The sequence below is a fragment of the Pseudomonas sp. PA-5-4B genome (genome assembly GCF_021606215.1).
Taxonomy (GTDB): domain Bacteria; phylum Pseudomonadota; class Gammaproteobacteria; order Pseudomonadales; family Pseudomonadaceae; genus Aquipseudomonas; species Aquipseudomonas edaphica.
Map to the genome: position 1 here is coordinate 82,351 of NZ_WKDB01000010.1, position 11,692 is coordinate 94,042.

General features: G+C 61.0%; 8 protein-coding genes. 3 read left to right on the forward strand and 5 right to left on the reverse strand.

Translation table 11 applies throughout. The features are described from left to right. The first annotated feature begins 131 nt into the window (after positions 1 to 131). Genes GIW28_RS07505 through GIW28_RS07515 form a run of 3 tightly spaced genes read left to right on the forward strand, consistent with a single transcriptional unit; the run spans position 132 to position 5,390 of the window. Complete coding sequence (locus GIW28_RS07505) at positions 132 to 2,057, forward strand: IucA/IucC family protein (RefSeq protein ID WP_186617156.1); 1,926 nt, start codon at positions 132 to 134, stop codon at positions 2,055 to 2,057. Further along, positions 2,047 to 3,273: an MFS transporter gene (locus GIW28_RS07510; RefSeq protein WP_099548855.1), complete on the forward strand. Its 1,227-nt coding sequence runs from the start codon at positions 2,047 to 2,049 to the stop codon at positions 3,271 to 3,273. The genes GIW28_RS07505 and GIW28_RS07510 overlap by 11 nt, the downstream gene beginning before the upstream one ends. Continuing rightward, on the forward strand, positions 3,270 to 5,390 hold the full coding sequence (locus GIW28_RS07515; protein ID WP_138448996.1) for a TonB-dependent receptor: 2,121 nt from the start codon (positions 3,270 to 3,272) through the stop codon (positions 5,388 to 5,390). Before GIW28_RS07510 ends, GIW28_RS07515 begins: the two co-directional genes overlap by 4 nt. Before the next feature lie 67 nt (positions 5,391 to 5,457). Here the strand turns inward: GIW28_RS07515 and GIW28_RS07520 are convergent, their stop codons facing one another. From GIW28_RS07520 to cysM, 5 genes are all read right to left on the reverse strand, one after another. Next, complete coding sequence (locus GIW28_RS07520) at positions 5,458 to 6,003, reverse strand: DUF2058 domain-containing protein (protein ID WP_017134874.1); 546 nt, start codon at positions 6,001 to 6,003, stop codon at positions 5,458 to 5,460. Between the two features lie 25 nt (positions 6,004 to 6,028). Then, positions 6,029 to 6,862 (reverse strand): nucleoside triphosphate pyrophosphohydrolase, encoded by an 834-nt coding sequence (mazG, locus tag GIW28_RS07525; protein ID WP_017134873.1) that lies wholly within the window; start codon positions 6,860 to 6,862, stop codon positions 6,029 to 6,031. 161 nt (positions 6,863 to 7,023) lie between these two features. Further along, positions 7,024 to 9,267: a GTP diphosphokinase gene (gene relA / locus GIW28_RS07530; protein ID WP_017134872.1), complete on the reverse strand. Its 2,244-nt coding sequence runs from the start codon at positions 9,265 to 9,267 to the stop codon at positions 7,024 to 7,026. 152 nt (positions 9,268 to 9,419) lie between these two features. Continuing rightward, entirely contained in the window at positions 9,420 to 10,772 is a 1,353-nt protein-coding gene (rlmD, locus tag GIW28_RS07535) for a 23S rRNA (uracil(1939)-C(5))-methyltransferase RlmD (RefSeq protein WP_236447082.1), read from the reverse strand. Continuing rightward, positions 10,772 to 11,674 (reverse strand): cysteine synthase CysM, encoded by a 903-nt coding sequence (cysM, locus tag GIW28_RS07540; RefSeq protein ID WP_017134870.1) that lies wholly within the window; start codon positions 11,672 to 11,674, stop codon positions 10,772 to 10,774. The genes rlmD and cysM overlap by 1 nt, the downstream gene beginning before the upstream one ends. Between the last annotated feature and the right edge of the window lie 18 nt (positions 11,675 to 11,692).

Below are 11,692 nucleotides of genomic sequence, written 5' to 3' on the forward strand. Positions count from 1 at the left end.
CGAACCGCCCTCCTTTCGCCCCTGAATAATCGTTTCCGCAAAAAGCGTAACAACAAATAGACATTTGGTAATGATTCTCGATAGTATCCGTTCGCTTTTCACTCAGCCCTACGGATAAGGAGTTCGATTTGATGCACGGACAGGTCGCCACACCGGAAAAACTACTGCTGGAACGCTGGGGTGAAGCACTCTCCACTCGCCAATTCCTGGCTAAGCACGTCACGCTTGATGCCCTGATCGATACCCTCGCACCTGCCGCCGAACGCAGCTTCCAGCGCCTGATCCAAGCCCTGTTCCGTGAAGGCCTGCTCAACCCCACCACACGCACTTATGACGAACACAATCGCTGCTGGCTGGAGCTACCCGACCACACCCGCCTATGTTTTGATCACCTGCGCCCAGGCCGCATGGCCAGCTGGGATTTGCGCGGCACGGTGAGTGTCCTGCGCGCTGGCCAGCCCGAACAGAAAATCCGATTCCCCTCGCAGTTGCTGACATTACTCAACAGCAGCCTCGAATCATCTGCCGCCCCAGACGTCTTGAGCCGCCTCAACCGGGAGATAGACGACAGCTTTATCAACGATACGCTGTGCCTCGCCTTCCACGAGCAGTGGACCCTCGAGCTGCACGCCGCAATGGCCCCCGCGCATCAAAACAATTTGCTCAGCTACCTCAAGAACAACCCAAGCGTTTCCAACCCGACATCAGTACTCGAGCAGTGGGGCACCTTGGGCCATCCATGGCACCCCAACTACAAGACGAAGTTGGGCTTGGGTACAGAGCAGGTGATTGAATTCTCGCCGGAGTTCGAGGCGCGCTTTCCGGTATTACTCTGCGCGCTGCACCGCCAGTTCGCCCATGTCGAAAGCCTGGCCGGTACTGCAGATTACTGGCAGTGGTGGCAAAACCACTTCCCGCAGGCCGCCCGCCAACTGACAGCGCACTTAAGCGCTCAAGGCCTTGAGGCTGGCGACTACCTGCCGATGCCCGCTCACCCTTGGCAAGCTCGCCAAGAGCTGCCGCAACTGTTCGCCAATGAAATCGGTGACAGGCTGCTGGTGCTGACCGACATCGTCGCGTTCACCGCCCACCCCACCATGTCATTCAGGACCGTGTTGCCTGAAGGCCGGTGCGACGCGCCAATGGTTAAACTTCCCGTGTCGCTGCGCTTGACCAGTGTGCAGCGCACAGTGTCGCCACGCTCCGCGCGCATGGGGCCACGGATCAGCCATTTACTGCAAACCATCCTGGCACGCGAGCCACACATTCAAAAAATCCTGAGCATCGTGCCCGAACGACTCGGCGTGCATTTCCAACCACAACCTGCCAATGACGAGCACTCCCGGCACCTGGCCGTCCTGTACCGTGACAACCCGCAGAGCCTGCTCGAACCGGGCGAAATGGCCATTCCGGTAGGCAGCCTGTTTGCCATTGATCAGCATGGGCACCCCTTGCTCAAGCAGTGGGTACGCCTGAGCAAAGGCGCTGATGACGCGCAGGCCATGCAGGCGTTTTTTAAAGACTATGCATCGATTGCAGTGCCGGCACTGCTGGGCATGTACTTGCGTTATGGCGTGGCCTTCGAGGCCCATCAGCAGAACTCCTTTATGGTCATGGGCACAAACGGGCAAGCAAACCGCCTGTTGCTGCGTGATTTCGGTGATATCCGCATCGACCGCAAGACCTTGCATGCCCATGGCCTCGACATCGAACTGCACGACCCGAAGATGACCTTGTACGACGATGCCGGCTTCGTGCGCGACAAGTTGCTGCACACCGTGTTCATGTGCCACTTGGGCGAACTGGTATTGCTCAGTGCGCGCCATTTCGATATTCCGGAGGGGCTGCTGTGGGACGAGCTGTCAGCCCAGGTCCGCGAGTGTTTCGATGATTTGCGCAGCCAGGTCGAACCCCAACGTTGGCAGACCGAACGTGCCGCGCTGCTGGAGCAGGACTGGCCAGCCAAGTCGTTTATGCGCATGCGCCTGATGGAAAGCCACGCCGATATCGTCGGACGCCTGCCGAACCCGCTGAGCACTGCCGCCAATGTCGGCTAACAACACTGCATTGCGCCTGTTGGTGGTGATTCAGTTGGTGTCGATGGGCGCCATGGAGATGAGCGGCCCCTTCTGGCCGTTGCAGATCCAGAAACTGCTGGGCGTTGCCAACGCCCAGTACACCGGCCTGCTGTCGTCGCTGGTGTATGCCGGGCCGATGATGGCGGCGATGATCCTCACGCCAATGTGGGGGCGCCTGGGTGATCGTACCGGCCACAAGCCGATGATCATTCGCGCGCTGCTGGCCCTGGCGGTATGCCAGGCGCTGGCCGCTGTCACCACCGACCCGTGGCTGCTGGTGGTCATCCGCGTGGCGCAAGGCGCGCTGGCAGGTTTTATTGCAGCGGCCCAAGCCTATGCGCTGGCGTACTGCGCCGAAGGTGGGCGCGGGCACATTCTGGCGCGGCTGCAATCGGCCACCGCCGTGGGCTCGCTGGCCGGGCCGGTGCTGGGTGGCTGGCTGATGGATATTTCCGGTTTCGCGTTGCTGTGCTACAGCGCCACGGCGGTCTGCCTGCTGTGCGCGCTGATCAGCCTGTTTCTACCCAGCGATGCGCCGCGCTCAAGACCGGTACGCGCCTCAACGCCTACGGCACTGCCCAAAGGCTGGCTCGGCGCAATGCTCGCCATCATCGTGCTGATCCAGGCCGCCAAGATGATGCCCCAACCGTTTTATGCCCTGTACGTCGCCGATGTTCTACACGCTCCTGCCTGGCTGATCGGCGCCAGCTACGCCGCCAGCGCACTGACGCTCGCGCTGTCCGCGCCGCTGTGGGGCCGCCTGTTTGACCGACACCCCGCGGCGCAAACATTACGCATCATCGAATGGGTCACGTGGTTTTGCGCCTTGACGCTGGCCTTCACGGCGATGGCCGGCGAATGGCTGGGGTTCCTCGCCAGCCGGCTGCTGTGGGGCGTGTGGCAAGGCGCGCTGCTACCGGTCGCCTACACGTTGATCGCCAATACCGTCGCACCCAGCCAGCAGGGGTTTGCCTTGGGCCTGGGCAATAGCGCCGCAAAAGGTGGCGCGTTGTGCGGTGCACTGTTGGGTGGCGTCGGCATGGCAATGGTGGGCTTGGCGCACAGCTTTTGGCTGGTGGCACTGACCTATGCCTTGGCGGCCCTGGGTATCCGCGCCATCCGTTCGTTCACCCGAACACCTGAGACTACCGATTTTTCTGTCAATACTTCTAATAACTCAAAGGCAAGATCATGAACAAATCACAATGGGCCGTCCTGCTGCCCCTGCTCGGTTCGATAAGCGCGCCTGTCTGGGCCGATCAACCTGAAGACGCGCCAGCGGCGGCTACCAACCTGCAATTGCAGGCGACGGTCGTTTCGGCCACTCGCAGTGAAACCAGCATTGCCGCGATCCCAGGCTCGGTGCAGGTCATCGACGAAGCACAGATCCGCCAGCAGACAGCAGCAGGACGCCGGGTTGCCGATATCCTCGGGCAACTGGTCCCGGGCATAGCACCCTCCAGCGGTGGCATGAGCAACTTCGGCCAAACGCTGCGCGGGCGCAACACGCTGATCCTGATTGATGGCGTGTCCCAGAACGCCACGCGTGACAACTTCCGCCAGCTCAACAGCGTGGCACCGGAAAGCATCGAGCGCATCGAAGTGATTTCCGGCGCCAGCAGCGTCTACGGCGCCGGCGCCTCAGGCGGCATCATCAACATCATTACCAAGCGCAACAAAGGCGAAGACCTGGCCTTCAGCAGCAAGATCGGCATGACCGCCGGTAACAATTTCAGCCACAAGGGGTTTTCCTACGAAGCTTTCCAAAGTGCCACCGGCCGCAAAGGCCCGGTGGACTGGTACGTGTCGGGCAATACGGTGCAACGCAACGACCAGTTCGACGGTAACGGCAAACGCATTCCCCAGGACACTTCCCAGGGCAGCAACATGGACACCGACACCTACGACCTGCAAGGTCGCTTCGGCTACGAGCTGGATGACGACAAGAAGATCAGCCTGTCGCTGCAAGACTATAAAGATGAACAGGACACCCGCTACACCAAGAACCCACGCATCACCAGCACTGCCGTCGCGGTAAAAGGCCTGGACCTGGATGACCAACCCTTCACCCACAACCAGGCGGTCAACCTCAATTACGCCGACAAGGACTTCTACGGCCAGGGCTTGCAGGTCGAAAGTTATTGGCGGCGTGCCGACGCACTGTTCTTCCCCGACCTGTCTCGCGGCCGTGCCGGGGTGTCCGACAACAACAGTGTGCAAGACGTCTATGGTGTGCGGGCAGCGATTGATACACAAATGCCGGACATCGGCTCGGCGACCGGTAACCTGGTCTGGGGCGCCGACTATGACCATGAAACCTCGCGCCAACGCGGCGACCAATACCGGGTCAACGGCCTGAGCTATACCAAGACCGGCACCACCTTTGAGATGGGCCCGGACATCGCAACCGCCACCAAAGCCATTTTTGGCCAGCTGTCCTACGATATCGATGACTGGACCTTACGTGGCGGCATCCGTCGTGAGTGGATCGAAAGCGAAGTGTCCGACAGCATTGCCTACGGCGAGATCGTGCAGACCGGCAACCGCGCCACACTGCCGGGCGGCACCCTCAAATACGATGACACGCTCTACAACCTGGGTGCGGTGTACCACCTGAATGAAAACCAGGATGTGTTCGTCAATTTCAGCCAGGGGTTTTCCCTGCCGGATATCCAGCGCTTCCTGCGTGACGTCAACAGCAAGTACGACATCCAGGACCTGAACGCCCAAGCCCTCAAGGTCGACAGTTACGAGCTGGGCTGGCGTGGCAACTGGGACAAGTGGCTGGCCAACGTCACCGCGTATGAGAACACTTCGGACGTCACCCAGTTCTATGATGCCAATGACCGTGTGTTGCGCCTGATCAACCAGAAAGAGCGCGTGCGCGGCATCGAAACCAGCCTGACCTACAACGTCACCGATCAATGGTCGGTAGGCGGCACGTACGCCTACGCCAAAGGCGAGACCCAGCAAAACGGCAAATGGATCGACCTGCCCGCCACACGTATCTCGCCTGCCAAGACCACCGCCTTTGTCGGCTATGACCGTGGCGACTACAGCCTGCGCCTGCAAGGCATGCAACTGGCCGACTATGATGCCGCGGCCAAAGACAACAACGGCCGCGATATCAAAGGTTATACGCTGGTCGATCTGCTCGGTTCGGTCAGGTTGCCAGTCGGTCGCCTGGAAGGCGCGATCTACAACCTCAGTAACCGCAATTACCAGAACATGTTTGCCCAGGCCAACGCCCGTGCGCCGTACCCGAACGCTGAAGGGCGTACCTTCAGCGTGAGTTATGCAGTGGATTGGTGATCGGCTGAAGCTGCAGGTTAAAAACACAAACCCCGCCTTTTGAGCGGGGTTTGTTGTTTTTAACGCCTTACCACATCAGATCATCCGGGATCTGGTAGGCCGCGTATGGATCGTCCTCATCCGGCACCTGGCTTTCGGTGAGGATATTGAGCTGCACGATACGCTCTGGTGCGCGCTCCTGGATCTTCAGCGCCGCTTCACGCGGGATCACCTCGTAGCCGCCACCGTGGTGCACGATCGCCAGGGAGCCGTTGCTCAGTTTGTTGCGCATCAACGTGTTGACCGACAGGCGCTTGACCTTCTTGTCATCCACGAAGTTGTAGTAGTCCTCGGTAGTCAGCTTGGGCAGGCGCGAGGTTTCGATCAGTTGTTTAACCTGAGCCGTGCGGGCCTTGGCCTCGGCTTTTTCCTGCTGCTGGCGGTTCAGTTCCTGGTCGCGCTTGACCTTTTCGGCATGCGCTTCGGCGGCCAGGCGCGCCTGGGTGTCATCAGCCTCGATCTGGCCTTTGTGGACCAGGCGCTGCTGCTTCTGTTTGTCTTTGCCGACCTGCTTGGCCTGCTTTTGGTTGACCAGACCTGCTTTGAGCAACTGGTCGCGAAGGGAAAGGCTCATGGTGCTTACTCACTTAGGCAACTGCTCAACCGCAGCTGGACACATTCTTTTCCTGGCGTTTGGCTTCGCCCCACAGGGCGTCCAACTCTTCGAGGGTGCAATCTTCTATGGGTTTGTGCGTATCGCGCAATGCCTGTTCGATAAATCGGAAACGTCGTTCGAACTTGGCGTTGGCGCCACGCAGCGCGGTTTCCGGGTCGACCTTGAGGTGACGGGCCAGGTTGACCGCCGCAAACAACAGGTCACCGACCTCATCGGCGATCGCCACCGAATCGTTATCAGCCATGGCTTCGAGCACTTCATCCAGCTCTTCACGCACGTTGTCGACCACCGGCAAGGCAGCCGGCCAGTCGAAACCTACCTGGCTGGCGCGCTTTTGCAATTTGGCGGCGCGGGATAACGCGGGCAAGGCCGCAGGTACGTCATCGAGCAGGGACAATTGCTCGGGTGCGTCGGATTTTTCTGCGCGCTCCTCAGCCTTGATCTGCTCCCAGCGTTCTTTAACCTGTTCTTCGCTTAACTGGGGAATATCCAGCGGCGCGTACAAATCACCCGTCGGGAATACGTGCGGATGGCGACGAACCAGCTTGCGCGTAATGCTGTCGATTACCCCGGCAAACTCAAAGCGCCCTTCTTCCCGCGCCAGCTGGCTGTAATACACCACCTGGAACAACAGGTCGCCCAACTCGCCTTGCAGATGATCAAAGTCGCCGCGCTCGATGGCATCGGCAACCTCGTAGGCTTCTTCAAGGGTGTGCGGCACGATGGTCGCGTAGGTTTGCTTGATGTCCCACGGGCACCCGTATTGCGGGTCGCGCAGGCGATTCATCAGGTGCAGCAGGTCTTCAAGTGAATACATCGGTCAATCTCTGCCCATTGTCTGGAACCGCTGAAGATCTAATGTGGGAGCTGGCTTGCCTGCGATAGCCTCGACTCGGTCTATCAGACAGACCGAGTCGCCTGCATCGCGGGCAAGCCCGGCTCCCACAGAAAGCAGCCCACAGATATTTTCAGACCGCATCAAGGTGTGCGATTACGCCGCGTCTCGATGATGTTCGGCAACTGGGAAATCCGCCCCAGCAACCGCCCCAACGCGTCCAGCCCCGGGATCTCGATGGTCAGGGACATCAACGCGGTGTTGTCCTCTTTGTTCGAGCGGGTGTTGACCGCCAGCACGTTGATGCGCTCGTTGAGCAGCACTTGCGACACGTCACGCAGCAAACCGGAACGGTCGTAGGCACGGATGATGATGTCCACCGGATACGTGAGCACCGGCACCGGGCCCCAACTGACCTGGATGATGCGCTCGGGCTCGCGCCCTCCCAGTTGCAGCACCGAGGCGCAATCCTGGCGGTGAATGCTCACGCCACGCCCCTGGGTGATGTAGCCGACGATGGCATCGCCCGGCAATGGCTGGCAGCAGCCGGCCATTTGCGTCATCAGGTTGCCCACGCCCTGGATCTGGATATCACCGCGCTTGCCAGGCTTGTAGCCGGTGGCTTTGCGCGGAATCAGTTCCAACTGCTCGCTGCCGCGCTCCGGCTCGACCAGTTGCTGGGCCAGATTGACCAATTGCGCCAGGCGCAAGTCGCCAGCACCGAGGGCTGCGAACATGTCTTCGGCGATCTTCATGTTGGCTTTTTCGGCCAATTTGTCGAAGTCCACCTGTGGCAGGCCCAGGCGCGCCAATTCGCGTTCAAGCAAGGTCTTGCCGGCCGCGACGTTCTGGTCGCGTGCCTGCAACTTGAACCAGTGAACGATCTTCGCCCGCGCCCGCGACGTGGTGATGTAGCCCAGGTTCGGGTTCAGCCAGTCGCGGCTCGGTGTGCCGTGCTTGCTGGTGATGATCTCGACCTGTTCACCGGTTTGCAGGCTGTAGTTGAGCGGCACGATGCGCCCGTTGATCTTGGCGCCCCGGCAGTTGTGGCCGATTTCGGTGTGCACGCGGTAGGCGAAGTCCAGCGGCGTGGCGCCCTTGGGCAGGTCGATGGCGTGGCCGTCGGGGGTGAAGATATAGACCCGGTCCGGCTCGATATCCACCCGCAGTTGCTCGGCCAGGCCGCCGATATCGCCCAGTTCTTCGTGCCATTCCAGCACTTGGCGCAACCAGGAGATCTTCTCTTCGTACTGGTTGGACCCGGCCTTGACGTCGGTGCCCTTGTAGCGCCAGTGCGCGCAAACTCCAAGCTCGGCCTCTTCGTGCATGGCGTGGGTGCGGATCTGCACTTCCAGCACCTTGCCCTCGGGACCGATCACGGCGGTGTGCAGCGAGCGATAGCCGTTTTCCTTGGGGTTGGCGATGTAGTCGTCGAATTCCTTGGGGATGTGCCGCCACAACGTGTGCACGATGCCCAGCGCGGTGTAGCAGTCGCGCATTTCCGGCACCAGTACGCGCACGGCGCGCACGTCGTAGATCTGGCTGAAGGCCAGGCCCTTGCGCTGCATTTTGCGCCAAATGGAATAGATGTGCTTGGCGCGGCCGCTGATGTCGGCGTCGACGCCGGTGGCTTGCAACTCGGAACGCAGTTGGCCCATCACGTCGGTGATAAAACGCTCACGGTCGAGCCGCCGCTCGTGCAACAGCGTGGCAATTTGTTTGTATTGGTCGGGTTCGAGGTAGCGGAAGGACAAATCCTCCAGCTCCCACTTGATATGGCCGATGCCCAAGCGGTGCGCCAGCGGCGCGTAGATGTCGAACACCTCGCGGGCCACGCGGTTGCGCTTTTCGTCGTCGGCGGTCTTCACCGCACGGATCGCGCAGGTACGTTCGGCCAGCTTGATCAGCGCGACGCGCACGTCGTCGACCATGGCCACCAGCATTTTGCGCAGGTTTTCGACCTGGCCCTGGGTGCCCAGCACCATGGACTGACGCGGGCTGAGGCTGGCGCTGATGGCGGCCATGCGCAGCACGCCGTCGATCAGCTTGGCCACCACCGCGCCGAAACGCTGGCTGACCGTCGGCAACGGGATATGCCCTTCACGCACGCCACGATAAAGCACGGCGGCGATCAGCGAATCCTGGTCCAGCTTGAGATCGGCGAGGATCTCGGCGATTTCCAACCCGGTGCGAAAGCTTGAAGTGCCTTCGGCCCACAGGTTCTTGGCCGCATTGTCTTGCTGTTCAGACTCACGAGCGAACTCGCAGGCTGCTTTCAAGGCTTCACGGTCCAGTGCCGGGTCGACACTGACGGCATGATCCAGCCATGCCTCGAGATTGATACTGCCGTCGGTGTTGATCGGCTGGTGTGCTCTCACCTGTACCATCTTGCTTACCTTCCCTACGACGCACCTTGGATGCGCCAAAAATCATCGCTGACCTGCTGCGTAACCCTAGCGGTGCAACCATTAGGCTAGGTACCACTCCCTGACAGGTCACGGCCCAGGAGACGACAGGCCAGTCGGATTAAACGGGCATCCTAGCCCGCTTCAAATAACGCCATGGCCTCGACATGCGCTGTTTGCGGAAACATGTCGAGGATCCCGGCACGTTTTAGCCGGTAGCCTTGCTTGACCAACTCAACCGTGTCCCGCGCCAGCGTGGCCGGGTTGCAGGACACATACACCAAGCGCTTGGCCCCCAGGGTGGCGAGCTTGCGCACAACCTCCAGGGCACCGTCACGGGGTGGGTCCAAGAGTACCGCAGAAAAGCCCTGTTTGGCCCACTCCGCGTCGGTCAAAGGCTGGGACAGATCGGCCTGAAAAAACTGCACATTATGCAAATTGTTGCTGACGGCGTTCTGCGCCGCCCGCTCGACCATGGCTTGCACGCCCTCTACCGCCACCACTTCGCGCACCTGTTTGGCCAGTGGCAGGGCAAAGTTGCCCAGCCCGCAAAACAGGTCCAGCACCCGTTCTTCGGCCTTTGGCGCCAACCACTCCAGGGCCTGGGCGACCATCGCATCGTTGACTCCGGCGTTGACCTGGACAAAATCTCCCGGACGGTAAGCCAGTTCCAGATCCCACGCCGCCAGTCTAAAACCAAGCGCCTGACCCGGCTCTACCGGCTCCGGCTGGCCCTCGCCATGCAGCCACAATTGGGCGTCATGGAAGGTGCAAAATTCTTTCAATACCTGCAGGTCCGCTTCGGACAGCGGCGCCATGTGCCGCAGCAACACGGCAATCGACGAACCACTGAACAACTCCACATGCCCCAACGCCTGTGGTTTGCTCAGGCGGCGCAGCATGTTCGGCAAACGCTGCATGATCGGTTGCAAGGCTTGTACCAGCACCGGGCAATCATCGACAGCGACGATATCCTGGCTGGCCACGGCGCGAAAACCCACCTCAAGCTGTTTGGCCTTGGCATCCCAGCGCACCGCCACACGGGCGCGGCGACGGTAGCCGAACTCCGGCCCGCTCAACGGTGCCGCCCACTGTTGCGGTTCTACACCGGCCACACGGGTCAGTTGCTCGGCGAGCATGCGCTGTTTCAGGGCAAGTTGTTCGTCATGGGGCAGGTGCTGCACGCTGCAACCGCCACAGCGGCCGAAGTGCGCGCACGGTGCCGGGCGACGCAGTTCGCTGGCCTTGAACACACGCTCGGTACGCGCCTCGACGATTTTGCCGTGGGCGCCCAACACCCGCGCTTCGACTTCTTCGCCGGCCAGCGCGCCATTGACGAACCAGGTGCGGCCTTCAAAGAACACAATGCCGCGGCCATCGTTAGCCAGGCGCTCGATGGTCAGGCGTTGCTTCTTGCCCACCGGAATCTGCGGGGCGCGGCTGCCGCCCGTCGGCTGAAAGCGCAGGCCTCTCTCGTGCTTGGCCATCAGTTGGGTTCGTCGAAGATGCCGGTCGACAGGTAGCGGTCGCCTCGGTCACAGATGATCGCGACGATCACCGCGTTTTCAACTTCTTTGGACAGACGCAACATACCGGCCACAGCGCCACCGGAGGACACGCCACAGAAGATGCCTTCTTCACGCGCCAGACGGCGGGTGGTGTCTTCGGCTTCACGTTGGGCCATGTCGATGATGCGGTCCACGCGCGTCGCGTTGTAGATCTTGGGCAGGTACTCTTCTGGCCAACGACGGATACCGGGAATGGCCGCGCCTTCCATCGGTTGCAGGCCGACGATCTGGATCGCCGGGTTCTGCTCCTTGAGGTAGCGCGAGTTACCCATGATGGTGCCGGTGGTGCCCATGGAACTGACGAAATGGGTGATGCTGCCTTGGGTCTGGCGCCAGATTTCCGGGCCGGTGCTGGTGTAGTGTGCCTCGGGGTTATCGCCGTTGGCGAACTGGTCGAGCACCACGCCACGGCCTTCGGCGGCCATGCGCTCAGCGAGGTCACGCGCGCCTTCCATGCCTTCTTCCTGGGTGACCAGGATGAGTTGGGCGCCATAGGCGGTCATCGCCGCCTTGCGCTCGGCACTGCCGTTGTCGGGCATGATCAAGACCATCTTGTAACCCTTGATCGCCGCGGCCATGGCCAGGGCGATGCCGGTGTTACCCGAGGTGGCTTCGATCAGGGTGTCGCCCGGCTTGATCTGCCCACGCAGCTCGGCGCGGGTGATCATCGACAACGCCGGGCGGTCCTTGACGGAGCCGGCCGGGTTGTTGCCTTCGAGCTTGAGCAGCAAGGTATTGCTGGTTTCACCCGCCATGCGTTGCAAGCGGACCAGGGGCGTGTTGCCGACGCAATCGGCGATTGTAGGGTACTGCAAGGTCATGGCGTATTCGCAATCCAG